Origin of the sequence: Polynucleobacter sp. AP-Titi-500A-B4 (assembly GCF_018688095.1) — a bacterium.
Lineage (GTDB): Bacteria > Pseudomonadota > Gammaproteobacteria > Burkholderiales > Burkholderiaceae > Polynucleobacter.
The window spans coordinates 724,865-750,091 of record NZ_CP061311.1 but is presented as its reverse complement, the minus strand read 5'-3'; the positions used below and the strand labels follow the sequence as shown (position 1 = coordinate 750,091).

Sequence of the window (25,227 nt, the reverse complement as noted above, 5' to 3'; positions counted from 1 at the left end):
TTTGTATTTACTTTTTTTGCTCTTTATTTACTTTTTATTTTCGTCTAGCTTTGGTATTGCGCACTGGCGGTTTTGTGCCAGCTGGCTTGCCAACGGATCTGCCGGGTTTGCCTGGCTTACCTGCTTTACCATTTTTACGACTGGCCTTGCTCTTGGATTGAGTAGCACCTAAAGTACCAGCAGACTTTGCTGCATTCACATTGATGCCGCTAGGTTTTTGGGGTGCTTTGTGAGCAGGTCTACTCTTATTGGGTGCAGCCTTTTTATTTGGTCTACCGGTATCAGCAGCTAGCAATAACTGACGGCGAGTAGATGATCCGCCACCCTCAGCAATAGAGCTCTTGAGGAGGCTAAATTCAATCTTGCGCGCATCTAAGTCGACACGACTAACCAAGACATGCATACGATCACCTAAGCGATAGCGAATCCCGGTACGCTCACCGCGCAACTCTTGACGGGCTTCATCGTATTGGAAGTAATCACCACCCAATTCAGTAACGTGAACCATACCCTCAACGAAGAGATTCTCTAGCTGAATAAATAATCCAAAGTTGGCAACACCAGTGACGGTGCCTGCATATTCCTGGCCGAGGTGATCACGCATGTAATAGCACTTGAGCCAGGCTTCTACATCACGAGATGCCTCATCAGCACGACGCTCATTGGAGGAGCAGTGAACCCCTAACTGACCCCAGATGGGTAATGCAGCATTAGCACCTTTTGGTAGCTTGGCGCCCTTAGCTGGAGCTTTGGCATCGTTTTGTGATTTCTTGGCATTGACGGCGTTCTCCCTGCCCTTACCTTTGCGTGGCAAAGTCAGATTGAGAGGAACTTTTGGTGGCAGAACAGGTGTGTAGGGCTTCTTCTGCAAGATCGACTTGATTACACGGTGTGTCAATAAATCTGGATAGCGACGAATCGGACTGGTGAAATGAGAATACGCTGGATATGCCAAGCCAAAGTGACCTTCGTTATCTGGCTGATACATCGCTTGCTGCATTGAACGCAGAACCACTGATTGCAACATATTGGCATCTGGTCGGTCTTTAATCTCGCGCATCAACTTTGCAAAATCACGGGGCTTTGGTTTCTCACCACCACCCAGGGATAAGCCAGAGGTTCTTAATACTTGGCGTAGCGTAACGAGCTTCTCTTCAGAAGGCTCACCGTGGACACGGTATAGGCTCAGATGCTTGTTCTTATCAATAAAGTCAGCTGCACAGACGTTGGCTGTCAACATGCACTCTTCGATTAAACGATGAGCATCATTACGCAGGCGTGGCTCGATCCGGAGAATCTTGCCAAGCTCATTACTAATAATTTGAGTTTCTGTTGTTTCAAATTCAATGGCGCCCCGCTTCTCACGAGCAGACAAGAGAATCTTGTATAAGGAATACAGGTTGGTTAGCAGTGGGCGGAACTGAGCAAAGCGTGCCGCTTCAGGACCCTTACTGTTCGAGAGAATTTCCCAAACCGTATCGTAGGTGAAGCGTTGTGCAGAATGCATGACCGCTGGGTAAAACTGGTATGCCAAGACAATGCCATTGTTATCGACTACAGAATCACACACCATACAGAGGCGATCAACATTGGGATTCAGCGAGCAAAGACCATTCGAAATCTTCTCCGGCAACATTGGGATTACCCGTCTTGGGAAATACACCGAGGTTGCACGCAACAAGCCCTCATCATCTAGGGGATGACCTGGTTTAACGTAGTGCGATACGTCCGCAATCGCCACAATCAGGCGCCATGCTTTTGTTTTGCCGTACATCACTGGCTCACAATAGACCGCATCATCGAAGTCTCTAGCATCGGCACCGTCAATCGTGACTAGCGGTACATCGCGTAGATCTACTCGACCCTCTAAATCTTCTTGCTGAACAGTATCAGGCAATGCTGCGGCTTCTTTCATTGCAGCAGCAGAGAATTCATGGGGCACACCGTACTTGCGTACCGCGATTTCGATTTCCATACCAGGATCATCGATCTCACCCAAGACCTCAACAACACGTCCAACTGCTTGACGATAGCTATCTGGGTAATCAATGATTTCAACACTAACCACTTGACCTAACTTTGCTTGTCCTTGGCCTTTAGGTGGAATGAGAATGTCATGACCAATACGCTTATCTTCAGGCGCAACAATCAAAACACCGTTTTCATTTAAGAGGCGACCGATGACGACCTTGTTGGCGTGTAGAACAACTTCAACAATCTGCCCTTCTGGGCGACCACGTCGATCAGTTCCTAATACCCTGACATTGACTCTATCGCCGTGCATGACGCGGGACATTTCTCGTTCAGAGAGAAAAATATCTTCACCACCATCATCAGGAATAACAAACCCAAATCCATCTCGGTGCCCTTGAATCGTACCTAAACGATCAGCCTCACGGGGCATCAAGTCTTTTGCTTTACGCATTTAATTCCTTCGGCAATACATGCCCTATTTATATATCTACTGATATCTATTTTTGTTATGAATAAGGCTACTGTATCAAACCACCAAGTCTGAAGGGAAAAAGCCAAAATGGGGTTGAAAAAGCCTAAAAACGCCTATCCCTCTATAATAGAGGCATGCCCAGGTGGCGAAATTGGTAGACGCACCAGCTTCAGGTGCTGGCGATCGTAAGGTTGTGGGGGTTCGAGTCCCTTCCTGGGCACCAAACACTCTCAATAGACCTTATATGGGGTCAAAAAGCCGATTTACAAGTCTGAATCAGGTCTATCCAAGCCAGAATCTGGCAATCGTAAAAACGGTCATCCCAACAAGCAAGGTAATGATCATTTTTCGACTAAGGTAGAAAGCAACGAAGGCAGCCAATCCACCCCAAATATTAGGAAGGCTCAAATCAAATTGGGTCACGCTAGTTGCACTTGCGGGTAGGAAAATTTCAGGAGCCAAAATAGCAACCATCGCCGCCATTGGCGCAAAACGAATTGCCTCAAGAATCCAGTCAGAAACTTTCACGCGCTCACCCAAAATTAGAAAGAAACTGCGAGACCAGGCGGTAACCAGAGTCATGCCAATGATGAGTAAATAAATATTCCAATCGATCTGCATTAAAGTCTGCTTTCTTTGGGAGATTTATCGGTCATCATGCCTACAACTAATGCAGCTGCGATGGCTATCACAATATTGAGTCGAAACGGCATTCCATAGGTTGCTACTGCAACTACAGCTGCAGTAACGGCAGCCCACCGCGCAGCCGCTCGATCTAGCATGGGCACAATAATGACCAATAAAGCAATCGCCCCCGCGAATTCAAGGCCCCAACTATTTGGAATTTGGCTTGCAAGCAGAATTCCGGTAATAGAGCCCAGTTGCCATAAGAGCCAGTTTGAAAATTGCATACCCATCAACCAATGTAAGCGGAGATGCTCTTGATCAGATTGACGCTCTTGGATTGTTTCAGGCTTGGGATAACGCCGAATATAAAAAAGATAACTAAAGTCTGCTGTGCAATAGCCTAAGAGGATTCTGCGCCAAGCTGGTAAATGAGAAAAATGGGCTTGCAATCCGAGACTAAAAATAACGAAGCGCAGGTTCACCATAAATGAAGTCACTAATATCATCCATATTGGTAAGCCAGCAGCAATCAGTGGAAGTGCTGTTAACTGTGATGATCCCGCATAAACCAAGAGGCTCATCGCCAAAGCTTGTTGAACGGTTAAAGTCGACTTGGCCATCGCAATGCCAGTCACAAACCCCCAAGTTAAGATTGTCACGCCTGAGCGCGACATCTCTTTAAAGCCATCTAAAAAATACTGTTGTTGCTGAGAAGTCATGCCCCTGAACTAGATCCCCATATTTCTATGCAAAATCTTGGGCTTCATTTCTTCCCAAAGACTCTCAAAGTCTTCCGTTTTTTCTTCAGAGAGTTTTACGGAGTCGTAAAGGTGGCCAAAGACAATCGATTCCCGTTTAACCAGGGTCTTTTCAAACTCGGTTAGACCAACAGGCTTATCTTCCATATCACGGGTGAGTTCTGCTGAACATACAATCGCCTGCTCATCATCTTTATCGACGACGGCAAATTCAATAAATTGTTGAGCCTTATCGACGACGACTAAAGTGCCGCGCGCATAGGTCACCGCATCATGCTGCTCAACGATATAGGCCAGAAATTGATCTTCCTCTGCCCGCTCCATCTGAAGGTCATCAATAAAAAAGAGGTATTGATCACCATCAGCATTCACCAAAGTAAAGACCTTAGGCGTCAGACCATGCCCTAAGACCAGGTTACGGTAATAAGAAGAGACTTCTACAGCGAGGTTTTCTGAAAAGAGATGCATTGCAAATTCACTTAAATTTTTAATTAAGCCAAGTTCTTTTTGAAGAACTGCATGGTTCTGTCCCAAGCCAGCGATGCAGCTGCCTCGTTATAGGCCAATGGTGGCAATCCACGTGCATCTGATTTAGGGTTTGCAAAGGCATGCTTCGCATCATAGCGATAGAACTCATGCTCCGCCCCTGCTTCAGTCAACTTCGCATCTAACTGATCTACCCCAGAGATTGCAAAGAAATCATCATGCGTCGCCCAGTGCGCCATCATCGGCTTAGCAATGGCTTTGGTATCAACATATTCCAAAGGAGGATAGCCATACCAAACCACAGTAGCGTCTAGCTCTGGAACATTGCAGGCTGAGAGCACTGTCAATGCGCCACCCATGCAGAAACCTGTGACAGCCACCTTTTTGCTACCGGTCGACTTAAGATACTGAACAGCACCACGAATATCTTGACCGGCTGCATCACCAAAGTTTAGATCGCCCATCAGATGCTCGGCCTCTTGAGCCTCTAAGGCCAATTTGCCACGATATAAATCTGGCACGAGTGCACGATAACCCGCCTTAGCCAAACGATCAGCTACTGCCTTGACTTCACTATCAAGACCCCACCACTCTTGTATGACTACCACGCCAGGGGCATTCACTTGATCAGCGGGCTCTGCTAAGTAACCTTTAATTGATTGTCCATCGGGTCTTTTGTATTCGATCATTTGTGTTCCTTTATATCTTGACTGGTGCTATTTTGTTATCTTACTTTTTGGCATCTGAGTGGATATATCCTACCAGCCAAAATGTGAGCAAGCCACATGCTGCTGCGCCATACCCAACCAGGTTGTAATGCTCCATCTTACCGTCAGCAGCAATAGTAACAACTGCCCCAGCCAATACCGAGGCAATTCCTGAAGCCAGCATCTGAATCGAGCCCACCAAGCTCATGAATGTGCCCCGAATTTTAGGCTCCACCAATTGACTCACAATTGCCATCGCCGGAATCATGCGGCCGGAGATCAAAATAAAGAAGGCTGTGGAATTGAGGAGTACAACCCACAATGGAACGGGTACTAAATTGGTAGTCACAATCAGCGGAACCAAACTCACAATCGCTAAAACTCGAAAGACTTTGACCTTCCCATATTTATCAGCCATGTGCCCGATTAATCGAGAGCTCATCAAAGTCGCCACTCCACCACACAAATAGATCAATGAAATATAGGCATCAGCTACACCAACGTTTGCAGTCAAGTACAAGGCAATGTATGGAATGACTGAGAATCCCGTCAACATAATCAAGGCCATGAACAAGAAGGCGCGCAGATGATGATGGGCAATCAAGATGTCATAGATCTGCCTAAAGCGACTACCCTCTTGCACATGATGCAAATGCCCCGAAATCTTAGGAATATTACGATAGCCAATATAGAGAATCAAAGTCGAGATTAAACCAATGAACATAAATGGCGCACGCCAGCCAAGAGACTCGATGTGATTTGCCAAAAACAAACTCAAGGGCACACCCGCAACCGTTGACACAGAGAATGCCGCCATCACCGTTCCCAAGGCTTTACCCCGGCGCTCAAACGGAATGGAGTCAGCCACAATGGTCTGCACCAGCGAACCCAGGATGCCACCGAACGCTCCAGCACATGCGCGGGCAATAAAAAGTGAATGGTAGTTTGGTGCAAAACCACAGGCGATCGTGGCAACAATAAAACAGATATATAAACGCAGTAGCAGCTGCCGTCTCTCAAAGCGGTCTACGTAGTAAGTTGCAAACACACCTGCAATCGCAGCGGCAAATGTATAGGAAGACAGCAATAAGCCAAACTGATGGGTGTTGATCGAGAGCGCTTTAATGAACTGAGGCCCTAAAGGCATCATGATCATGAAATCCAATATATGTGTGAACTGAATTCCTGCCAACGCAAAGAGAAAAAAACGTTCTCGCTTGGGGGATTCAAAAAGATTGGATGGCTGGCTCAAGGTCTACTTTACACGCACTGGTCAATGTGCCATTATCACCCTTGAATCCTATTCCTGCTGACCTTCTAACCACCTAGACTATGACGAATATCGCCGAACCCGTTCTACAAACAGCCGTACTAGGCATCCCTGTGATTCCGCTCATCACCGATGTTGTCTTTGGAATCATCGCTCTGATTGTGATTTTGGTTTTTCATGGCAGTTGTATCAATCACATCATCGTGCGTTTCGATAAGAAGACTGATCGCAACCATAGTCTTGGACAATACAATCGGGTTTTTATTCACTTCTACGTTGCATTTATCTTGATTGCCTGCGTACATATTTTTGAAATTGTGCTCTGGACTTTTTACCTGATTGGGCTCGGCCTGATTCCCAATGGCATTGAGGCTTTAATATTTGCGGGTAGTTGCTATACCACTGTTGGTTTTGCTTCTGACTCCTTGCCGCCAGGCTGGAAAAGCTTAGCTTTCTTTATCGCCTTTACGGGATTGTTCTCGATCGCTTGGACAACTTCAGTCATGATTGGCATGACCGATACCTACAAGAAGGCATGGAGATTAAAGTACAACCGGAGCCACGCTAAACCTTCTTAATGTAGTAACCATATACGCAGCGACTTCCACCCCTCGAGGGGTTATGCGTATCATGAATCACACCATCGATGACTGCAGTGAGATGTTTTGAGACTTTGACGATCAAAGTACCTGTTGGCAGCTCTTCAGGTCTAAGGTGTACCTGACAACCAGCACCCACTTTCATGGTCGGCACCCATTCAAAGCCATGACTCAAGATGTAATCATGAAAGACATTACGATGATTGCCATTGCGTGGAGAGGATCCTCTTTGCGCAAGATGCCTAGATAGTTTGTTATCACGCTCGCTGGCGTATCGTGCATTGGCATCGCGTAAATCGTCATAGACTTGCATATAGGGAAGATTGGCAGCAATCGCAATTGATCTCACTACACAATCACCTGCCCCACCCTTAAAGCCAGCTGCATCTCTACCACCATCATTCAGTTGAAATGGAAAGACTTGGTGTGAGCGCTGTAAGCGGGCAAAGGGATTTAGGAAGCTAAACATGTGTTTTTTGTGGGTTGCTAATAAAAAATGGACTTGCCTTTCGACAAATCCATTTCCTTTTACCAGTTGAACGCGATTACTTCGCTTGCGCTTTCTTCACTTCCAAGCGCCATGCGTGCAACAAAGGCTCTGTATAGCCGTTAGGCTGCTCGAGACCTTTGAAAATCAAGTCGCTAGCTGCTTTAAAGGCATAGGAATCTTTGTAGTTTGGCATCATCGGCTTGTACAAAGGATCACCAGCATTTTGTGTATCCACAATCGCAGCCATACGTTGCATGGCTTCCTCGACTTCAGCTTTGGTGACATATTTGTGTAGCAGCCAGTTAGCAATATGCTGACTAGAAATACGCAAGGTTGCGCGATCTTCCATTAAACCGACGTTATAAATATCAGGCACCTTAGAGCAACCAACACCTTGGTCGATCCAGCGGACTACATAACCCAAAATACCTTGGCAGTTATTGTTGAGAGATTCGCGAATCTCCTCTTTAGTCCAATCAGGGTAGAGCGCGATTGGCACAGTCAAGAGATCATCGGTTAAAGCATCATATTCAGCTGCAGTATCTAGAATCTCCATGTCCGCTTGGATCTTGGCAACATCAACCTGGTGATAGTGGATTGCATGCAATGTAGCGGCGGTTGGCGATGGTACCCAGGCGGTATTTGCTCCAGCTGAAGGGTGTGCGCCTTTTTGCTCTACCATTTCTTTCATGAGATCTGGTGCAGGCCACATGCCCTTACCAATCTGCGCGCGACCACGTAAGCCGCAATCCAAGCCTGCCAATACGTTGCGGCGCTCATACGCTCCGAACCATTTAGCAATCTTCATTCTGCCTTTACGAACCATGGCGCCGCCATACATGCCGGTATGCATTTCATCACCAGTACGATCCAAGAATCCAGTATTAATAAAGGCAACACGAGCACCCGCTGCAGCAATAGCAGCCTTGATGTTCACGCTCATACGGCGCTCTTCATCCATAATGCCTAACTTAACAGTGTTCTCAGGCAAGCCCAGTAATTTCTCAACCCGACCAAAGAGCTCGCTCGCAAATGCTACTTCTTCTGCGCTGTGCATTTTTGGCTTCACAATATAGACAGAACCTTTACGGGTATTGCCAATAGCCTGAGTTGCTGGTCGATTGATGTCATACAAAGCAATCAACACCGTTACGACTGCATCCAAGATGCCTTCGTAGATTTCCTTACCTTCACCTGTAATGATCGCTGGGTTCGTCATCAGGTGACCAACGTTGCGAAGGAACAAGAGTGAACGGCCATGCAAGGTCACAATGCCGTCTTTTGCATTGGTAGCGCCGATACCTGCGTTGTATTGACGATCTGGATTCAGTTTGCGAGTAAAGGTTTTACCACCCTTGCTCACCTCTTCAACTAAAGTGCCTTTAAGAATGCCTAACCAATTCTCATAGGCAAGCACTTTGTCATCACCATCAACTACAGCTACTGAATCTTCTAAATCCAGAATTGTTGAGAGCGCTGCTTCCAGTACCACATCATTTACACCGGCTGGATCAGAAGCGCCAATCGTTTTAGTCTTATCAATTTGGATGTCAATATGAATGCCATGATTACGCAATAAAACAGAGGATGGCGCAGACGCATCACCTTGATAGCCAACGAACTGTTTTTCATCAATCAAGCTGGTAGTTTTACCGTCTTTTAATTTCACGGACAGTTTTTTATCCACTACGCTATATCCCACTACATCGCTATATAAAGCCCCAGCTAACGGAGCGGCTTCATCTAAAAACTGACGCGCATAGGCAACTACCTTTGCACCACGGATAGGATTGTAAGCACTACCCTTAGTGGCACCATCTACTTCAGAGATAACATCTGTACCATACAAAGCATCATATAAAGAGCCCCAACGAGCATTAGCAGCATTTAAAGCATAGCGCGCATTGAGAACCGGAACAACCAGCTGAGGACCGGCTTGAAGAGCGAGTTCATCATCTACATTCTGAGTGGTGGCCATAATCTTGGCAGGCACATCTTCGATATAACCAATTTCCTGCAAATACTTACGATAGGCAGGCATATCTTTGATTGGACCTGGATTTGCTTTATGCCATTTATCTAAATCCATTTGTAAGCGATCACGCTTTGCGAGCAAAGCTTCATTTTTTGGAGTTAAGTCTTTAACAATTTCATCAAAGCCCTTCCAAAAGTCAGCACTCTTAATACCAGTTCCAGGAAGTACTTTGTCTTCAATAAAACGATAGAGAGGGGTTGCTACTTGAAGGCTATTGCAGGTGGTACGCGCAGTCATGTTGTTGATTTCTTATACAAAAGTTAAAAATGGGGTTACTGAGTTACTTACTTTATTACTGAGTCAAATATTTTCCATCAATCCTGAAAAGGATGCTGTAGCAAAATAGTTTCGTCACGCTCTGGACCTGTCGATACCATCGCGATCGGCTTACCAGCAACTTCCTCGATACGACGTAGGAAGTTTTGGGCTTCCACAGGCAGCTTTGCCCATTCACGAATACCAAAAGTTGTACCCTTCCAACCAGGGAAATCTTCATAGATAGGTTCGCATCGAGCTACTGATTCAGCGCCACGCGGCAATACATCTAATTGCTTACCATCAAGGTTGTAGCCAACACACAAGCGAATGGTTTCTAGGCCATCGAGTACATCCAGCTTAGTAATACAAAGGCCGGACAGGCCGTTAATCTGAATCGAACGCTTTAAGGCAGCCGCATCTAACCAACCGGTGCGACGAGGACGACCAGTCACAGATCCAAATTCCTTACCAACCTCAGCCAGACGAATACCAATAGGATCCTGTCTTGATGGATTGTCATGGTCATACAACTCGCTTGGGAATGGGCCTGCGCCAACACGTGTGCAATAGGCTTTCGTAATACCCAAGATGTATTGCAATGAGTCTGGGCCAACACCAGAACCCGCAGCAGCATTTCCTGCTACGCAGTTACTAGAAGTCACGTATGGATAAGTGCCATGATCAATATCAAGTAAAGTGCCTTGCGCACCTTCAAACAAGAGATTTTGACCAGCTTGCTCAGCAGCATACAAAGCGCTAGAGACGTCTACTACCATGGGTTTGAGGCGCTCTGCGTAAGACATAGCTTCAGCAAGCGTCTTCTCATAGTTCACAGGCTCTGCACCATAGTAGTTGGTAAGCATAAAGTTGTGATATTCCAAGTTCTCACGCAATTGCGCCGCAAACTTTTCTGGGTAAAACAAATCTTGCACACGCAATGCACGGCGTGCCACTTTATCTTCGTATGCCGGTCCGATACCACGGCCAGTCGTACCAATCTTTGCTTCGCCGCGCTTCTTCTCGCGAGCATGATCGATTGCTACGTGATACGGCAAAATCAAGGTGGTGGCTTCAGAGATCTTTAAACGGGACTGCACATCTAAACCAGCAGACTCGAGTTCACCAATTTCTTTAAACAGCGCTTCTGGTGAGAGTACGACACCGTTACCGATATAGCAGATCACATTCTTATGCATGATTCCGGATGGGATCAAACGTAAGATCGTCTTCTTATCGCCAATGATGAGGGTGTGACCAGCATTGTGTCCACCCTGGAAACGCACTACCGCTTGCGCGTGATCCGTTAACCAATCAACTACTTTTCCTTTGCCTTCATCACCCCATTGGGTGCCAATGACAACTACGTTACGACCTTGTGCTTGCTGCTTTGAAGACATATTGAAATCCAAAAAGATAATTACAAAATAGTTTAAGTATTGATTTAGTTAAATAATGACGAGTGGCCTTGCTTCTGCTTATTTCTTCTTTACTTCCCAAGAGCTGCCCTGCTTCACCAACTCACGATCACATTGATATTCAGCTGCTTCCACGGAATCGCCAGCGAGCACCTGAATCACCACTTCGCCACTGTTGCGTAACTCGGCAATCGCTTTGTCCAAAGCCGCATCTTGAAGCCAAGGCGCAAGAATCGCGAGCTTACGAACATTTAATGTGGAGAGGCTGGCCAATGTCAGCAAATCTAAAGAGAAACCGGTAGCCGGACGTGAACGACCAAATGCCTGGCCCACTTGATCATAGCGACCACCTCTAGCAATAGGTTGTGGCAAGCCATCAACATAGGCGGCAAACATCACGCCGCTGTGATATTGATAACCACGCAGATCAGCCAAATCAATGCTGAGTTCTAAGCCAGCCTTAGTATTTGCAGCAGAAACAATGCGTTCTAAATCAGCCAAGGCTTGATCGATTGCAGCGTGCTTAGGCAATAACTGCTTCGCTTTTACTAATACTTCAGAACAAGGCCCATTAAGTTCAGTTAAGGCTAGCAATGCTTCTGCAACTTTGGCAGGCAAGCAGGTAGCCCATTGTTTTAAACGGGGGCGATCCTTGCTTTGTAATAAACCATACAAAGATTCAATCGTTTCTTTATCGAGCTTTTGATCAGCCAAAATACCTGTCAAGATACCAGCGTGCGACAAATCCAAATAAACCTTCTTGAGTCCAGCAACATCTAAGGTCTTGAGCAATAAGGTAATTGCCTCAAAGTCTGCTTCCCAATTGGCACAGCCATAAATCTCCGCACCCAATTGCAATTGCTCACGGGATGAACTGCCGACTGGCGTGCGAGCATGCGCTACAGAGCCTGCATAGCAAAGTCGGGTTACCCCTGCGCGATTGAGCAAGTGGGCATCAATACGGGCAACTTGCGGCGTAATGTCGGCACGCAGTCCCAATGTACGACCAGACAATTGATCAACCAACTTAAAGGTTTGCAAGTTGAGGTCAGAGCCAGTACCCGTTAAGAGTGAGTCCAAGAACTCCAAAATAGGAGGCGCGACTAATTCATAACCATAAGATTGATACAAATCCAAAAGAGAACGACGCAAAGTCTCTACCTTGCGAGCCTCGGCTGGCAAAACATCTGCAATATCTTCGGGAAGTAACCAACGATTCATGATCTAGCTTATTTACTTTCTTATTTTTTGTGCAGAAACTTGAAGAACTCGCCATTGGGCTCAACTACCATCACGTCTTTCTTGTCTTTGAAAGAGTTACGATAAGCCTCTAAGCTCTGATAGAACTGAGCAAACTGTGGATCGCGTCCAAATGCCTCGGCATATAGCGAGGTAGCCTTCGCATCCCCTGCTCCCTTAATCTTTTGAGCGTCACGATAGGCTTCAGCCAAAATCGTATCGCGTTGACGTTCTGCATTTGCACGAATCTTGTCAGACTCTGCTGCACCCGTAGAACGGAGCTCATTAGCAACCCGCTTACGCTCTGCTTCCATACGGCGATAGACAGAATCACTAATCTCCGCAAGTAGGTCAACACGCTTTAAGCGAACGTCCACAATCTCGACGCCGATATCAGATGCATCGTCAGCGACCTTTTTACGAATACCCTGCATTACCTCTTCGCGCTGGTCAGAAATCAACTCACGCACAGTGCGTTTAGTGAACTCTTCATTTAATGCGGAGCGAACTAACTGGGTTAAGCGATCTTGCGCTAAGCGCTCATCACCTTTAAAACTGATGAAGAACTTGCGAGGATCCACAATGCGCCACTTCACATAGGAATCGACTAAAAGGTTCTTCTTCTCAGCGGTAATAAAGCGCTCTGCCTCTGGGTTGTCGATCGTCAGAATACGGCGGTCAAAGAAACGCACACTCTCAAATGGGCCTGGGTACTTGACTTGCAAGCCTGGTTTCTCAATCACGCGGACGATCTGACCAAAAGAGAAGACCACAGCAAACTTGCGTTGATCTACAACGAAGATGCTCGAAGACAGCACATAGATGAGTGCAATAAAGCCAACAGCGGCGGCAATCAGGCGATTAGCATTCATCAGCGAGACTCCCGATCACGACTGCGCAGGCCATCACGCTTGTCTCCTGCCCTGTCATTGCTAGAGCTTGGTGTTGCTGAAGGCGCTGAAGTTGATGGCGCTGGATTGTTTACTCCAGTGGCTCCACCTACGGTGACTGAACCAGTCGGTGTAGTAGCGGTTGAACCTTGATTAACTTGAGTGTTAGCTGCTTGTGCGCTTTCAGCGCTCACTTGTGCAACGATCTTATCGAGCGGCAAATACAAGAGGCTATTACTCTTAGTGGTGTCAACCAAAATTTTGGTCACGTTGTTATACATTTCACGCATCGTATCGATGTACATCCGATCACGTGTCACTTGTGGCGCCTTGGAATACTCCACCAAGATTTGCTTAAAGCGAGTGGCATCACCCTCTGCAGTGGCGACTACACGGGCTTTATAGCCCTCAGCCTCCTGAATTAAACGCGCTGCAGTACCTTTGGCGCGCGGGATGATGTCATTAGCGTATGCCTGACCTTCGCTCTTCAAGCGCTCCTGATCCTGTCCAGCTTTCACTGCATCATCAAACGCTGCTTGTACTTGCTCTGGTGGTTGCACGTTTTGTACAGTCACGCTGGTGACATAAATACCGGTCTTATAACTATCCAAAATCTTTTGAATGGAGTTGGCAAGATCAATACCAATCTTCTCGCGCCCTTCATACAAGACGGTATCCATCTTGCTACGAGCCACAATCTCACGCACCGCAGTTTCCGCAGCTTGTATGACCGCAGCATCTGGATCGCGATTATTAAACAAATAATCCGTTGGATCTTTCAAGCGATATTGCACGGCAAAGCGCACATCAATAATATTTTCATCTTCGGTCAGCATCGAAGAGTCTTTTTGATTGGTTGCTTTAATTAATACAGGACGACCCACTTCTACTGAACGCACACCAGAGAGGTTGACTGTCTCATCCGACTGAATCGGCCAAGGCATACGCCAGTTAATACCTGGCTTAGCGGTGTAGTCGTACTTACCAAAGGTCATCACAACCCCAGCTTGACCTTCTTGAATAATGAAGAAGCCACTACAAACCCACATAAAGACAACAATGCCTAGAGCTACTAATGGACCACTCTTAGGGCTAAATGGATTGGTGAAATTAAAGTTGGGGCCCATTGGACCTGCGCCATTACCGCCTCCACTGCCACGCTGAGATGGCGGAGGAATGTCACCGCTGTTAGGCTTGTTTACAGCGGGACCTGGATTAATGCTTGGTCTTTTCTTGCCGCCAAAAATGCCAGCGATTCTGTCATTGAAATCACGCCACAACTCATCCAAATCTGGTGGACCATCTGGTTTCTTAGGTTGGCTTGTTGGTGGATTGTTTGGTTGATCTGTAGGTTTATTCTCAGGATCAACTTTTGGAGCTTGTTCATTCCCCTGCCCATCTTTGGCATCTTTAGATCCGCTGTTGTGGCTATTGCCCCAACCTGGGTCATTGACCGAAAAAAGGCCTAGAAATTTACGCATCATTAGAAAAGTAGCTTCGGTTAGGAATCGGATTAAATTCGGATGATTCTGGTCGTTCTGGTAAAGGGGCTAAAAACTCGTCCGGAGCCATCTGAGTCTTGGCACGGTTGTGTTCACTCCTCATTTTATCAGTCATTTGGGAGCATTCCGCCAAGCTTAACCTTAGTAAATCAAGGCCTAAGCCCGTTTGGGCTGACAGGAAAATCTCACTTGGGAATCCTTGGTGATCCCGCTCTAAAACAGCCCCACGGGTAAAGGTTTGGGGCATGAGGTCGATCTTATTCATCACCTCGATCCGAGGGATGTCATCAGCCCCGATTTCTTGCAAAACTGCCTCTACCTCCGCTTTTTGCTCCTTGGCGACTGGGCTACAGGCATCAATCACATGCAAAATCAGGTCAGCGTGAATGGTTTCGTCCAAAGTGGCCCTAAAAGCCTCTACCAGCTGGTGCGGCAAATCTCGGATAAATCCTACGGTATCGGAGACCACAATCGAGCCTACCCCATCGAGATGAACCCTTCTTGAGGTGGTGTCTAGGGTGGCAAATAGCTGATCGGCAGCATAGGTACCCGCTTTGGTTAAAGCATTAAAAAGAGTCGATTTACCAGCATTGGTATACCCCACCAAAGAAACTGAGAACACGTCCTTGCGGTTGCGCGCCCTTCTTTGGGTTCTTTGCTGGCGTTGCAGCTTTTCTAATTCATTTTCAAGGCGCTTGGCTTTAGTCGCCAACATCCGGCGGTCCAACTCCATCTGCGTTTCACCAGGACCACCACGTACACCAATACCGCCGCGCTGACGCTCTAAGTGACTCCATGCGCGCACTAGACGAGACATGCGATAGCGTACTTGCGCCAACTCCACCTGGGTCTTACCAATATGACTTTGTGCGCGTTGACTAAAGATATCCAAAATCAAGCCGGTGCGATCCATCACATGGCGCCCGATGTGACGCTCTAGATTACGTTGCTGCGTTGGCGATAAGGGGTGATTGAAGATTGCTAATTCAGCATCATGCTCTTCCATCACGCGCTTGAGTTCGTTGGCTTTTCCAGATCCAATAAATAGGGCAGGATCGGTTCTGCCTTTGCGAGCAATAACACTAGCTGAGGGGATAGAGCCGGCACTATCAGCCAAGAGGCTGAGCTCGGCCATACTGTCTGCAAAATCTTCGCGTCCGGTATCAACCCCAACCAGAACGGCGCGTGCTGCATCTACTCCAGTTTTATACAGAGCTAGCTTCTTCTACACGGAAATCAATCGCACGAGCAGGAACGATCGTGGAGATTGCATGTTTGTAAACCATCTGCGTCACCGTATTGCGAAGGAGCACAACATATTGATCGAATGATTCAATATTGCCCTGCAACTTAATACCGTTGACGAGATAGATCGAAACAGGAATGTGCTCTTTGCGAAGCGCATTGAGAAATGGATCCTGTAGTAATTGGATTTTGTTGGAGTTGCTATTACTCATACTGCTCCTTCATTATTTTTGCTAAGTTGCTTTTTTGGGAGTCTTGCTTTTTCTTTTTACTAAATAAAACCTTTAAACCCTTGCTTCCGAGATAACCAAATCTTGTACGAACTCTCTATATTGGGCTTAATTTCATAAAAATCAAGTCCTGATGACATTCAGAATAGAAAGCTTAGCGCAAACTAGCGCTTTTTGCCCTTTTTACCCTTATCAGCATCCACATAGGGGTTTTTGGCGGTATTCATCTGAATCCGCAAAGGCGTTCCGCGTAGCTTGAAGACATCCCTAAAGCGACCTTCTAGATAGCGTTTATAGCTATCAGTCACACCACTCAGTGATGTTCCATGAATCACCACGATTGGAGGGTTCATGCCCCCTTGGTGTGCATAACGTAATTTTGGACGACCCATGCCAACCCGTTTGGGCTGTTGGTGTTCGATAGCTTCTTGCAAAATGCGGGTCAATCGTGGAGTGGGCAACTTTGCCATCGCTGCAGCATAAGCGGCATCGACGTCTTTAAAGAGTTCCTTTAGCCCCGTGCCTTTTTTCGCAGAAATCGGATGCACGTTAGCAAAGTCCAAGAAACGCAACTTTTGAGCAATCTCTAAACGCGCACGCTCTTTGACATAGGCATCAATACCATCCCACTTGTTCACTGCAACCACCAGTGCACGCCCTGCTTCCACAATAAACCCTGCAATGTGCGCATCTTGCTCAGAAATATCTTGCTGCGCATCCAGCATCAGTATCACAACATTGCAATCTGCAATCGCTTGCAAAGTTTTCACTACAGAGAACTTCTCAATCGCTTCAAAGACTTTACCGCGACGACGTAAGCCTGCTGTATCAACCAAGATGTATGGCTTGCCATTACGCTCAAACGGTACTTCGATCGCATCTCGCGTTGTGCCTGGCATATCAAACGCAATCACGCGCTCTTCGCCAATCAATTTATTAATTAAGGTGGACTTACCAACGTTAGGGCGCCCTACTACCGCAATCTTCATGGGGCGATTTGGGTCACTCGCTAATTCTTCTTCGTCTGGCTCAGCAATCCCTAATGAATCTAAGGCGTCATCAATCAGCCCACGGACACCGTCGCCGTGTGCAGAAGAAATCGGAAATGGCTCACCTAAACCAAGCTCATGAAAGTCAGCAGTGACAACGCCAGCTTGCATGCCTTCAGTTTTATTGACCGCCAGAATGACCGGTCTTCCGGTCTTGCGCAAGAAGTCTGCAATGACACGATCTTGTGGCGCCATACCCAGGCGACCATCCACCAAGAAAATCACAATATCGGATTCAGCGACAGCTTGTTTAGTTTGTTTAGCCATCTCGGCAACAATGCCGGTCTTGGCAACTGGCTCAAAACCGCCGGTATCGACGCAAATGAAAGCACGTTCACCAATCCGACCTTTGCCGTAGTGACGATCTCTAGTTAAGCCAGAGAAATCCGCAACCAATGCATCACGTGAACGCGTTAAGCGATTAAAGAGTGTCGACTTCCCGACATTCGGGCGGCCGACGATAGTGATGACTGGATTCATTTTGGACTGTACGCTGCGATTTTTCCACCTTGAGATTGAATCAAGATGAGGCCACCCACTGCAATTGGGGCGGCTGAGATTGGACTACTGTCGTGACGGATACGCGCAACCATCTCGCCATTCGCCTGTGAAAATGCATGAACATAACCTTGAGCATCACCCATGAGCAATACTCTGCCCACTGCTAAAGGTTCACCCACATCACGGAATGTGAGTTGGGTGTTCTCCCAAGCTTGGCTACCATCCTTAGTTGCAAAGGCGGTGACGTAAGACTTTTCGTTTGCCGAGAAAACCAAATCTCGACTTTGCGCCGTACCGGTATAGCTTGAGTAATCCTTAAACCACAATAGATTTCCGGTACGCGCTTGACCACAACCAATACGGCCTTGATAGGAGACAGCGCAAATAATGTCGCCTTCCATACTTGGCTTAGCTGTTACGTCATTCAAGCGCTCAATCTCAGAGAAGCCTTTTGGAAAAGACACGGGGGTCTCCCAAACCAAGCCACCATTTCCAATCGCGATCATGCCAAAGCGACCACCGGCAAAGCCCGTCACGATCACTTCATTATTAATAGGCAACATGCCATAACCAACACGCAATGACAAAGCAGATTGTTGACGCTGATAAATCCACTTACGAACGCCAGTTTGGGCATCCAGGCCAATGAAGCGATTATCAAGTGCGCGAATCACCACAATGCCACCAGCAACCACAGGCTCACTTAATACTTCACTGCCCACGCTCACATTCCAGATTGGCTTGCCGGTATCGTCATAAGCGTAGACATTGCCTTTAATGCTCACTGCAACGGTTACGCGACCATCAGAGCCAGGACCAATCGCTAAACGTTCAGGAACCGAGGCTTCCCACATTTTGTTGCCTGACATCAAATCAATTTTGGCTAAGTTGCCGCGATGTGATGCTGCATAGACGGCATCACCTGCAACTACAGGGTGAAAATTGAAGGTCTCAGATGAGCCAACACTCGTTGACCATACAGGCTGCAAATCAAATTGGTTCGATACTGAAACCAACTCTGCTGGCTTACGCACACGTGAACTGCCCGAGCAGGCCACTAAAGCTGAGGCAATGACACCAATGATCAGAGCATTACTGACGAGCTTGAAACTACGTTTCACCGATTTGTTGACTACGACCATCACTGAGCAATTCCTCCAACAGCATCTAACTTCACCTTCAAGAGGCGGCGCGCCTCTTCAGGAAACTCTTTTGCTTGATCTAATTGTTTCCATGCATCTTGATAGCTTGTTTTTGCTTCGGCATTTTTCTTCTGTGCCAAGTACCAATCTCCACGGCGCTCAAGCCACAAAGCTTCAAAGCCTGGTACTGGTTTGTCTTTCAGAATTTGATCAGCTTCTGCAAAATCTTTATCAGTACCCTGCTCTATTAATTGAGATACCAAACGCAACTTTGCCAAAGCAAGGTAACCATCATTGGAGGCATTCTTAGCAGCCCAACGCAAATAATCCAATGCTTTTGCGCTATCGCCTGCGTCAGCTGCAATTCGAGCAGCAATCAAACTCGACATCGGTGCGTAAGGGGTACGAGCAAAGTCTTTTTGCAAATCATCGGCTGCACGTAAAGTTTGATCTTTATCACCCTTGGCAATTGCGCTCACCATGGTTTCGTAAAGCTTAGAGGCTTCAAGTGCTTGGCTATTGCGCCACCACTGATATCCACTATAGGCAGCATAGGCAAACAAAGCGGCCGTCACGACACCTGTAATCAAGTTGCGATACTTTTGCCAAAACGCTTTGAGTTGGTCTAACTGTTCTTGTTCTTCTAGATCTAAAGGCATGTCAATCCAAGCTAATTAATCAATATTTATTGCATACCTATTCCCATTGATAGGAATCGGCACTTCTGTATTCTATTCGGAGGCGCCTACTAGGGCATCAATTGCCGCTTCCAGCACGCCGTCTAGGGGAATAGACTTTTGCTCACCTGTACCCCGTAAGTCTTTGAGTTGCGCCTCATTTTTGGCTAATTCATCAGGGCCAATAATGACCGCAAAGGCTGCGCCACTGGCATCCGCTTTCTTCATTTGCGACTTAAAGCTGGCTGATTGACCATCTGGAGGGCAGAAAAGGATGGTATCGATACCAGCGCTACGCAAGCGCTCGGCAATAATCATGGCCGTTGTTAATGTCTCGCCACCTTGATGCAACACAAAGATATCGCATTGCGCTTGTGCTTCTGGCAATGAACCAGAAACCTTCATCAACTCTAATACGCGCTCCATACCCATTGCCCAACCACAAGCTGGCGCCGCTTTACCACCCATACGCTCGATCAATGGGTCGTAGCGACCGCCGCCAGCAATAGTGCCCTGCGCGCCCAACTCTTCTGTAATCCATTCGAATACAGTGAGGTTGTAGTAATCCAAGCCACGCACTAATCGAGGATTGATTTTGCAAGGAATGTTATTCGCTTTGAGAATGGCTTGAACTGCATTGAAATGCTGCAGTGATTCTTCGCCCAAGAAATCCAATAATTTAGGTGCGCCTTCGATCAAAGCCTGCATCTCTGGATTTTTAGAATCCAATATACGCAAAGGATTTGTCAGTAAGCGGCGTTGTGAATCTTCATCCAATTGAGATTGGTTTTTCTCAAAGTACTTTACCAAAGCAGCGCGATGCTCTGCCCGCTCATTGGCTTGACCTAAAGAGTTCACCTCAAGTCGCACACCCTTTAAGCCGAGCTCATCCCAGAGGCGTTGACCCATGAGAATAATTTCAGCATCGATGTCGGGACCAGCAAAGCCTAGCGCCTCAACACCAAACTGGTGGAACTGGCGATAGCGGCCGCGTTGTGGACGCTCATGACGGAACATAGGGCCGGTATACCAAAGACGCTTAGGTCCTTCGTATAGCAAATTGTTTTCAATCACGGAGCGCACGAGTGCTGCAGTACCTTCAGGGCGCAAAGTGAGTTGCTCACCATTCAAGCGATCCTCAAAGGAATACATTTCTTTTTCAACGATGTCAGTAACCTCGCCAATGCCCCGCTGAAATACTGCTGTTGCTTCCACAATCGGCGTTCTCAAAAACTCATAGCCGTAAGCACGTGTCAAATCACGCAAGACATGCTCAAGATGTGCCCACTGCGCAGCATCGGCTGGCAGCAAATCGTTCATGCCACGTACGCCGTTAATTTTCTGCGTCTTTTGTGTTTTTTGAACTTTATCGTTACTCTGGTCGGTCATTTTTTATTGTTCTTCTATCGATTTCGCTTGATGAATCGCTTTAGGCATTCTTGGCTGCGTAGTTTTGTTTGACATAGTCATCAACAATCACCTGAAAGTCTTGGGCAATATTCTCGCCACGCAATGTCTTCACTTTAACGCCATCTACGAAGACTGGGGCTGCTGGTGTTTCGCCTGTCCCTGGCAAAGAGATGCCGATATTGGCATGCTTGCTTTCTCCAGGGCCATTGACGATACAACCCATCACCGCCACATTCATATTCTCTACGCCTGGGTGAGTTTTCTTCCAAATCGGCATCTGCTGACGTAAATAGGATTGAATGTCAGCTGCTAGCTCTTGGAAAGTAGTGCTGGTCGTTCTTCCGCAACCAGGACAAGCAATCACCATTGGCGTAAAGTTGCGCAAGCCCATGGTTTGCAAAATCTCTTGGGCAACGATCACTTCATTTTCACGGGGTGCGCCAGGGTCTGGCGTTAAGGAAACACGAATCGTGTCGCCAATACCCTCTTGCAACAAGATACCCATGGCTGCAGTAGAAGACACAATGCCTTTGCTTCCCATACCAGCCTCGGTTAAACCTAAGTGCAATGGATAGTCAGAGCGACGCGCTAGATCACGATAGACCGCAACCAAGTCTTGCACATTACTGACTTTGCAGGAGAGCAAAATTTGATTGGGGTTCATGCCCAACTCAACGGCTTTCTCAGCAGACTGTAAGGCCGACTGAATCAGCGCTTCTATCATCACCTCTTGCGCAGTCTTGGGATTAGGCAAGCTCGCATTCGCATCCATGATGGAGGCTAATAGATCTTGATCTAAGCTACCCCAGTTCACGCCAATACGAATAGGCTTGTCATATTTGCACGCTGCTTCAATCATTTGCGCAAATTGGGGATCGCGCTTCGCGCCCTTACCCACATTCCCTGGATTGATGCGGTACTTCGACAGTGCTTTGGCGCACTCTGGGTAATCATTTAATAAAGTGTGTCCGTTGTAATGAAAGTCACCAATCAATGGCACTAAGACATCCATCTTATCGAGCTGTTCGCGAATATAAGGAACCGCTGCCGCAGCTTCTGGGGTGTTTACAGTAATGCGCACCATCTCTGAACCAGCCCGCGCTAATTCTTTTACTTGAATCGCTGTGCCGACTGCATCTGCAGTATCAGTATTGGTCATGGACTGAACGCGCACTGGCGCATCACCACCCACAGTAATGATGTTAGTTTTCCAAGCGACCGTTGCTTGACGTGTTTCTCTCTTAGGAGAGGGTCCCAATGGAAGTGGAGGTAATGAATTATTAGAGCTCATCATGATCCCATCTTTAATTTAACTTTTTGAGCCACTCAATTGGCTGCTCACTTGCTTGGACTTCAGTAATCTCAATCTCAGCTTTGTGGACATCACGCTCACGCACTCGAGTGCGATCCACCACATCTCCTGCTAACTGGCCACAGGCTGCTGCAATGTCATCACCACGGGTCTTGCGCACTGTCGCAACCATGCCTGCATCTAGCAAGATACTAGCAAAGGTATTTACGCGTTGAGCTGACGAGCGCTTGAGGCCTGATTCTGGGAAGGGGTTAAAAGGGATCAAGTTAATTTTGCATTTGATGTTCTTGAGCAAACGCACGAGTTCTTTTGCCTGAATATCAGAGTCATTCACACCATCAAGCATGCAGTATTCAAAGGTCAAGAAGTCTCTTGGCGCAAATGGCAAGTAACGCTCACAGGCGGCAAGTAACTCACGGAGTGGGTACTTTTGATTCAGAGGCACTAGCTGATCACGTAAAGCATCGTTAGGTGCATGCAATGAAACTGCTAAAGCCACTGGGCAATCTTGTGCCAAGCGATCAATCATCGGCACCACACCAGAGGTCGAAACCGTTACACGGCGACGGGATAAACCATACGCCCTGTCATCGAGCATTAAACGCAATGCCGAGACCACGTTGTCATAGTTGAGCAAGGGCTCACCCATGCCCATCATCACCACGTTAGAAATTACACGACCTGTGTGCTCCCAGCCGGGTGTTGGATATTTTTCAATTCTGCGGACGGCTTCTGGATCATTGCGCAATAAATGTTCTGCAAACCAGAGTTGTCCGATGATTTCACCAGAGGTGAGATTGCGCGAGAAACCTTGATGTCCTGTTGAACAAAAACGGCAATTGACTGCGCAACCTGCCTGCGAAGAGATACATAAGGTACCTCGATCATCCTCAGGAATATAGACAGACTCGACCGCATTACCTGCGCCTACGTCCAATAACCACTTGCGGGTGCCGTCTGCGGCGTGTTCATCTTTAATAATCGGAAGGGACAGTACTTCCGCTTTATCTAGCAAGGTGGCTCGAAAGCTTTTTGCTAAATCACTCATGTCGTTGATGTCAGCTACACCGCGTTGGTGTATCCACTGCATGAGTTGCTTTGCCCGAAAGGGCTTTTCATTCAACCCCGCGACATACGCCGCCATTTGGTCAGCGTCAAAATCTAAGAGATTTACGCGCGGGGAGGTCAATGCGCCTACTTATCAATAAATAGGTGATTGATTAACGATTGAAAACATTCATGCCTGGGAAGAAGAATGCAACTTCCACAGCAGCTGTTTCAGGAGCGTCAGAGCCGTGTACAGCATTTGCATCAATGCTGTCAGCAAAATCAGCACGGATTGTGCCTTTGTCTGCTTTCTTCGGATCAGTAGCACCCATCAAATCACGGTTCTTCGCAATAGCGCCTTCGCCTTGCAACACTTGAATCATGACTGGACCAGAAATCATGAAGCTCACCAAATCTTTGAAGAAAGGACGATCTTTGTGAACGCCATAGAACTGCTCCGCTTCAGATTGTGAAAGATGCGCCATTTTGGACGCCACAATCTTCAAACCAGCAGATTCAAAACGGTCATAGATTTTGCCGATGACGTTTTTAGCGACAGCATCAGGTTTGATAATAGAGAGGGTGCGTTCAATTGCCATTCAAGACTCCAATAGTGATTTCAAAGGTATTTGTTGGGTAGGGTCAATAATCCGCCCTAGCCCAGCGACCCCCGAATTATACATTGCTTGACCGTATTTACCCCTATGCCTGTAGGGCTAAGCCATTGAATTTACAAGACATAAACCCTTAATTTGTAGGTCTTTTATGGGGGGACTTGAAATTAGGGTGTTTTGTCTATACTTAGTGTCAACAGCCCTTCGTGGGCTCTTGTAATAACTATGAAAAAGAAGGAGTCAATATGAGTGATCTGAACTCTTACGGCTTTGGCCAAACCGGCTCAATTAGTACCGTCCAGGTACGCAACCGCGTACTACGCAATACCTATGCCCTGTTGGCCCTATCCATGGTCCCAACCGTGATTGGTGCATGGCTTGGTGTAGCGACTGGTCTCAACCTATTTTCTGATAGCCCTTTCTTAGGCTTCATCGTATTCATGGCAGTGGCCTTTGGATTCTTCTGGGCAATTGAAAAGAATAAAGAGACTGGCGTAGGCGTTCTCCTACTGTTGGGCTTCACCTTCTTTATGGGCATCATGTTGTCCCGTTTGGTTGGCTTCACGCTCAACAGCTATAGCAACGGCGCTGCTCTGATCATGCTGTCCTTCGGCGGCACAGCTGCAATCTTTGCCACCATGGCCACGATTGCTACTGTGAGCAAGAGTGACTTTGCTGGTATGGGCAAGTGGTTGATGGTTGGCGTACTGCTCTTGATCGTTGCTTCCCTAGCAAACATCTGGTTGCAGTTGCCTGCCCTGATGTTGACTGTGATGGTTCTAGCGATCGCCATCTTCTCCGCCTTCATCTTGGTTGACGTGCAACGCGTCGTCAATGGTGGTGAGACCAACTACATCATGGCTACATTAGCAATCTACTTAGATGTGTATAACGTCTTCACCAACTTGCTCGCTCTCTTGGGCATCTTTGGTGGCAACAAAGATTAAGAACTGAAGTGTGATGTTCTCTCAAAGGCGCCTGCGGGCGCCTTTTTATTTGCTATAGCTTCTGTCTGCTTGTTTATCAGGAACAATTAAGTTGCGACAAACATGCTTACCGCATAAGACAGTGCAATCAAAATCAAGACGATTGCAAAACTATCTGAGGCTCTCATGACACACTCCCAGTGGTTGATGAATGATTGTCGACAGAATCCGTAACTAAACTGAGTTCTGCCTACAAGTTCAATCTACGCTTCTGTAAAAGCCTGCTAACCCCCAACTGCACCGCGAGCATGCTTCATGCACTCATTTGGCGCTCAAATGAGTGAAAAAGTTT

The 25,227-nt window shown here is 47.1% G+C and carries 23 protein-coding genes and 1 tRNA gene; 3 read left to right on the top strand and 21 right to left on the bottom strand.

The genetic code is table 11. The features are described 5' to 3' along the window. Positions 1 to 34: 34 nt before the first annotated feature. On the bottom strand, positions 35 to 2,425 hold the full coding sequence (gene rnr / locus FD968_RS03935) for a ribonuclease R (RefSeq protein WP_215367472.1): 2,391 nt from the start codon (positions 2,423 to 2,425) through the stop codon (positions 35 to 37). A 157-nt stretch (positions 2,426 to 2,582) separates the two neighbouring features. Between rnr and FD968_RS03930 the strand changes: the two genes are divergently transcribed. Beyond that, positions 2,583 to 2,669 (top strand) — tRNA-Leu (locus tag FD968_RS03930). A gap of 59 nt (positions 2,670 to 2,728) precedes the next feature. Here FD968_RS03930 and FD968_RS03925 read toward each other — a convergent pair. From FD968_RS03925 to FD968_RS03905, 5 genes are read right to left on the bottom strand one after another with little or no spacing between them, the layout of a single operon-like run. Then, positions 2,729 to 3,067 (bottom strand): AzlD domain-containing protein, encoded by a 339-nt coding sequence (locus FD968_RS03925; protein ID WP_215367471.1) that lies wholly within the window; start codon positions 3,065 to 3,067, stop codon positions 2,729 to 2,731. Then, positions 3,067 to 3,792: an AzlC family ABC transporter permease gene (locus tag FD968_RS03920; protein ID WP_215367470.1), complete on the bottom strand. Its 726-nt coding sequence runs from the start codon at positions 3,790 to 3,792 to the stop codon at positions 3,067 to 3,069. The genes FD968_RS03925 and FD968_RS03920 overlap by 1 nt, the downstream gene beginning before the upstream one ends. Before the next feature lie 9 nt (positions 3,793 to 3,801). Further along, the gene (locus FD968_RS03915; RefSeq protein ID WP_215367469.1) at positions 3,802 to 4,299 is read right to left on the bottom strand and encodes a hypothetical protein; all 498 of its coding nucleotides are present in this window, start codon (positions 4,297 to 4,299) and stop codon (positions 3,802 to 3,804) included. Positions 4,300 to 4,322: 23 nt separating this feature from the next. Continuing rightward, positions 4,323 to 5,006 (bottom strand): dienelactone hydrolase family protein, encoded by a 684-nt coding sequence (locus tag FD968_RS03910; RefSeq protein WP_215367468.1) that lies wholly within the window; start codon positions 5,004 to 5,006, stop codon positions 4,323 to 4,325. A gap of 40 nt (positions 5,007 to 5,046) precedes the next feature. Beyond that, positions 5,047 to 6,276 carry an MFS transporter gene (locus tag FD968_RS03905; RefSeq protein WP_215367467.1) on the bottom strand — a complete coding sequence of 410 codons (1,230 nt, stop codon included), beginning with the start codon at positions 6,274 to 6,276 and terminating at the stop codon, positions 5,047 to 5,049. A gap of 80 nt (positions 6,277 to 6,356) precedes the next feature. Here FD968_RS03905 and FD968_RS03900 point away from each other — a divergent pair, with 80 nt between their 5' ends. Beyond that, positions 6,357 to 6,872 (top strand): hypothetical protein, encoded by a 516-nt coding sequence (locus FD968_RS03900; protein ID WP_215367466.1) that lies wholly within the window; start codon positions 6,357 to 6,359, stop codon positions 6,870 to 6,872. On the opposite strand, the gene FD968_RS03895 is transcribed toward FD968_RS03900, so the two are convergent. The 15 genes from FD968_RS03895 to ndk all read right to left on the bottom strand — a co-directional run bounded on the left by FD968_RS03895 (position 6,859) and on the right by ndk (position 23,934). Next, the gene (locus FD968_RS03895; protein WP_215367465.1) at positions 6,859 to 7,362 is read right to left on the bottom strand and encodes a hypothetical protein; all 504 of its coding nucleotides are present in this window, start codon (positions 7,360 to 7,362) and stop codon (positions 6,859 to 6,861) included. The two genes, FD968_RS03900 and FD968_RS03895, sit on opposite strands and share 14 nt — an antisense overlap. 76 nt (positions 7,363 to 7,438) lie before the next feature. Then, positions 7,439 to 9,655 (bottom strand): malate synthase G, encoded by a 2,217-nt coding sequence (locus tag FD968_RS03890; protein WP_215367464.1) that lies wholly within the window; start codon positions 9,653 to 9,655, stop codon positions 7,439 to 7,441. 77 nt (positions 9,656 to 9,732) lie between these two features. Continuing rightward, a complete protein-coding gene (locus FD968_RS03885; RefSeq protein ID WP_215367463.1) occupies positions 9,733 to 11,073 on the bottom strand; it encodes an adenylosuccinate synthase in 1,341 nt (446 codons plus the stop codon). A 78-nt stretch (positions 11,074 to 11,151) separates the two neighbouring features. Beyond that, positions 11,152 to 12,312: an ATP phosphoribosyltransferase regulatory subunit gene (locus FD968_RS03880; RefSeq protein ID WP_215367462.1), complete on the bottom strand. Its 1,161-nt coding sequence runs from the start codon at positions 12,310 to 12,312 to the stop codon at positions 11,152 to 11,154. A 20-nt stretch (positions 12,313 to 12,332) separates the two neighbouring features. Next, on the bottom strand, positions 12,333 to 13,202 hold the full coding sequence (gene hflC / locus FD968_RS03875; protein ID WP_215367461.1) for a protease modulator HflC: 870 nt from the start codon (positions 13,200 to 13,202) through the stop codon (positions 12,333 to 12,335). Continuing rightward, a complete protein-coding gene (gene hflK, locus FD968_RS03870; protein ID WP_215367460.1) occupies positions 13,202 to 14,704 on the bottom strand; it encodes an FtsH protease activity modulator HflK in 1,503 nt (500 codons plus the stop codon). The genes hflC and hflK overlap by 1 nt, the downstream gene beginning before the upstream one ends. Continuing rightward, positions 14,694 to 15,857 carry a GTPase HflX gene (gene hflX, locus FD968_RS03865; protein ID WP_251367630.1) on the bottom strand — a complete coding sequence of 388 codons (1,164 nt, stop codon included), beginning with the start codon at positions 15,855 to 15,857 and terminating at the stop codon, positions 14,694 to 14,696. The genes hflK and hflX overlap by 11 nt, the downstream gene beginning before the upstream one ends. A 70-nt stretch (positions 15,858 to 15,927) precedes the next feature. Continuing rightward, positions 15,928 to 16,179 (bottom strand): RNA chaperone Hfq, encoded by a 252-nt coding sequence (hfq, locus tag FD968_RS03860; RefSeq protein ID WP_215367459.1) that lies wholly within the window; start codon positions 16,177 to 16,179, stop codon positions 15,928 to 15,930. A gap of 182 nt (positions 16,180 to 16,361) precedes the next feature. After that, positions 16,362 to 17,726, bottom strand: coding sequence for a ribosome biogenesis GTPase Der (gene der, locus FD968_RS03855; protein WP_215367458.1), 1,365 nt, complete (start codon positions 17,724 to 17,726; stop codon positions 16,362 to 16,364). Further along, positions 17,723 to 18,868, bottom strand: coding sequence for an outer membrane protein assembly factor BamB (gene bamB / locus FD968_RS03850; RefSeq protein ID WP_251367629.1), 1,146 nt, complete (start codon positions 18,866 to 18,868; stop codon positions 17,723 to 17,725). The genes der and bamB overlap by 4 nt, the downstream gene beginning before the upstream one ends. Positions 18,869 to 18,888: 20 nt before the next feature. After that, positions 18,889 to 19,548: a tetratricopeptide repeat protein gene (locus tag FD968_RS03845; protein ID WP_215367456.1), complete on the bottom strand. Its 660-nt coding sequence runs from the start codon at positions 19,546 to 19,548 to the stop codon at positions 18,889 to 18,891. A gap of 72 nt (positions 19,549 to 19,620) precedes the next feature. Further along, the gene (gene hisS / locus FD968_RS03840; RefSeq protein ID WP_215367455.1) at positions 19,621 to 20,955 is read right to left on the bottom strand and encodes a histidine--tRNA ligase; all 1,335 of its coding nucleotides are present in this window, start codon (positions 20,953 to 20,955) and stop codon (positions 19,621 to 19,623) included. A 40-nt stretch (positions 20,956 to 20,995) separates the two neighbouring features. After that, entirely contained in the window at positions 20,996 to 22,267 is a 1,272-nt protein-coding gene (ispG, locus tag FD968_RS03835; RefSeq protein ID WP_215367989.1) for a flavodoxin-dependent (E)-4-hydroxy-3-methylbut-2-enyl-diphosphate synthase, read from the bottom strand. A gap of 13 nt (positions 22,268 to 22,280) precedes the next feature. Then, positions 22,281 to 23,432 (bottom strand): 23S rRNA (adenine(2503)-C(2))-methyltransferase RlmN, encoded by a 1,152-nt coding sequence (gene rlmN, locus FD968_RS03830; RefSeq protein WP_251367668.1) that lies wholly within the window; start codon positions 23,430 to 23,432, stop codon positions 22,281 to 22,283. Between the two features lie 76 nt (positions 23,433 to 23,508). Further along, positions 23,509 to 23,934: a nucleoside-diphosphate kinase gene (ndk, locus tag FD968_RS03825; protein ID WP_215367453.1), complete on the bottom strand. Its 426-nt coding sequence runs from the start codon at positions 23,932 to 23,934 to the stop codon at positions 23,509 to 23,511. A gap of 260 nt (positions 23,935 to 24,194) precedes the next feature. Here ndk and FD968_RS03820 point away from each other — a divergent pair, with 260 nt between their 5' ends. Then, positions 24,195 to 24,896 carry a Bax inhibitor-1 family protein gene (locus FD968_RS03820; RefSeq protein ID WP_215367452.1) on the top strand — a complete coding sequence of 234 codons (702 nt, stop codon included), beginning with the start codon at positions 24,195 to 24,197 and terminating at the stop codon, positions 24,894 to 24,896. The last annotated feature ends 331 nt before the right edge of the window (positions 24,897 to 25,227 follow it).

Bases quoted from the DNA above. Each gene is read 5' to 3' on its own strand.
- FD968_RS03925 (WP_215367471.1), bottom strand. From the start codon at position 3,067: ATGCAGATCGATTGGAATATTTATTTACTCATCATTGGCATGACTCTG.
- FD968_RS03900 (WP_215367466.1), top strand. From the start codon at position 6,357: ATGACGAATATCGCCGAACCCGTTCTACAAACAGCCGTACTAGGCATC.
- der (WP_215367458.1), bottom strand. From the start codon at position 17,726: ATGAATCCAGTCATCACTATCGTCGGCCGCCCGAATGTCGGGAAGTCG.
- rnr (WP_215367472.1), bottom strand. From the start codon at position 2,425: ATGCGTAAAGCAAAAGACTTGATGCCCCGTGAGGCTGATCGTTTAGGT.
- hflK (WP_215367460.1), bottom strand. From the start codon at position 14,704: ATGATGCGTAAATTTCTAGGCCTTTTTTCGGTCAATGACCCAGGTTGG.
- FD968_RS03820 (WP_215367452.1), top strand. From the start codon at position 24,195: ATGAGTGATCTGAACTCTTACGGCTTTGGCCAAACCGGCTCAATTAGT.
- hisS (WP_215367455.1), bottom strand. From the start codon at position 20,955: ATGACCGACCAGAGTAACGATAAAGTTCAAAAAACACAAAAGACGCAG.
- ispG (WP_215367989.1), bottom strand. From the start codon at position 22,267: ATGAGCTCTAATAATTCATTACCTCCACTTCCATTGGGACCCTCTCCT.
- FD968_RS03885 (WP_215367463.1), bottom strand. From the start codon at position 11,073: ATGTCTTCAAAGCAGCAAGCACAAGGTCGTAACGTAGTTGTCATTGGC.
- ndk (WP_215367453.1), bottom strand. From the start codon at position 23,934: ATGGCAATTGAACGCACCCTCTCTATTATCAAACCTGATGCTGTCGCT.
- hflX (WP_251367630.1), bottom strand. From the start codon at position 15,857: ATGGCCGAGCTCAGCCTCTTGGCTGATAGTGCCGGCTCTATCCCCTCA.
- FD968_RS03920 (WP_215367470.1), bottom strand. From the start codon at position 3,792: ATGACTTCTCAGCAACAACAGTATTTTTTAGATGGCTTTAAAGAGATG.
- rlmN (WP_251367668.1), bottom strand. From the start codon at position 23,432: ATGGCGGCGTATGTCGCGGGGTTGAATGAAAAGCCCTTTCGGGCAAAG.
- FD968_RS03915 (WP_215367469.1), bottom strand. From the start codon at position 4,299: ATGCATCTCTTTTCAGAAAACCTCGCTGTAGAAGTCTCTTCTTATTAC.
- FD968_RS03910 (WP_215367468.1), bottom strand. From the start codon at position 5,006: ATGATCGAATACAAAAGACCCGATGGACAATCAATTAAAGGTTACTTA.
- FD968_RS03895 (WP_215367465.1), bottom strand. From the start codon at position 7,362: ATGTTTAGCTTCCTAAATCCCTTTGCCCGCTTACAGCGCTCACACCAA.
- FD968_RS03845 (WP_215367456.1), bottom strand. From the start codon at position 19,548: ATGCCTTTAGATCTAGAAGAACAAGAACAGTTAGACCAACTCAAAGCG.
- FD968_RS03880 (WP_215367462.1), bottom strand. From the start codon at position 12,312: ATGAATCGTTGGTTACTTCCCGAAGATATTGCAGATGTTTTGCCAGCC.
- hfq (WP_215367459.1), bottom strand. From the start codon at position 16,179: ATGAGTAATAGCAACTCCAACAAAATCCAATTACTACAGGATCCATTT.
- hflC (WP_215367461.1), bottom strand. From the start codon at position 13,202: ATGAATGCTAATCGCCTGATTGCCGCCGCTGTTGGCTTTATTGCACTC.
- FD968_RS03890 (WP_215367464.1), bottom strand. From the start codon at position 9,655: ATGACTGCGCGTACCACCTGCAATAGCCTTCAAGTAGCAACCCCTCTC.